General features: G+C 67.0%; 1 protein-coding gene. It reads left to right on the top strand.

The genetic code is table 11. The features are described 5' to 3' along the window. Positions 1-119: 119 nt before the first annotated feature. On the top strand, positions 120-1,045 hold a 926-nt coding region (locus MXD60_RS26230; RefSeq protein ID WP_248822382.1), incomplete at its 3' end, for an ABC transporter substrate-binding protein.

Consider the following 1,045-nt stretch of genomic DNA (forward strand, 5'->3'; position numbering starts at 1 on the left):
GTCGTCCCGAAACAATGAAGCTCCGTGCCTTCGTCGTCGTTCGGTCCGGCGCGCGAGGAGCGATTATCGAGAGGACGAACCAGATGCGCCTTTACAAGTTAGCTGTCGGTGTGGCGGCGGTGGCGATCGCCGCCGCGGCGGCCGGTTGCTCGTCGAGCTCCGGCGGTTCCCACGGTCCGAGCGCGGGCGGGACCTGGAAACTGGGGTCAGACCTGACATGCAGCGGCCCGCTCGCCTCGTCCGCCGGCCCCTACTGCGATGCGGTCAAGGCCTGGGCGAAGTCGGTCAACGCGAGCGGCGGTATCAACGGCCACAAGATCGACCTTATCGTCAAGGACGACGCCGGAAACCCGGCGACCGGGCTGCGGAACGTACGTGAACTGGTCGAGCAGGACCACGTCATCGCGCTGGTAGGGCTCCCACCCGCCTACACGTTCAGTGCCTATCTGAAGGCCAGGAACGTCCCGGCGATCGGCATCATCGGGAACTCCGACTACCGGAACCCGGCCTTCTTCAACATCGGGTTGAACCCGTTCGCCAGCGTTTTCTCCGTCACCCAGGAGACGAGCCGCGTCGGCACGAAGAGCTTTGGCTTCGCCTACTGCGCGGAGTCCGCGGGCTGCGCCCAGTCCCTGCCGATCATCCAGCTGGCGGCCGCCAACGCCGGACAGACCATGACCGCGGTCAAGATCTCCTCTTCCGCCGCCGACTACACCGCGCCGTGCCTGCAGATGAAGAACGCCGGGGTGCAGTCGATGCTCATCGGCGCGGGCTCCGACGTCGTTCTGCGGGTGCTTGACTCCTGCGTCGCGCAGGGCCTGAAGGCCCGCGTCGCCGCCCCGGCCCAGGCGATCCAGCCAGCCGACTGGCTCAAGGACAAGAACACCGAGGGAATGATCGCGGTGAGCGGTTACGCACCGTGGTACGACAGCTCGATCCCGGGCATCAAGGCCTACCAGCAGGGCATGGCGAAGTATGCGCCCGGCGTGGCGACCGGTGCGGCCACCTCAGCCGCCTGGTCGATCGCGGAGGTGTTCAAGGGCGC

This window comes from Frankia sp. AgB32 (assembly GCF_023243045.1).
Taxonomy (GTDB): Bacteria; Actinomycetota; Actinomycetes; order Frankiales; family Frankiaceae; genus Frankia.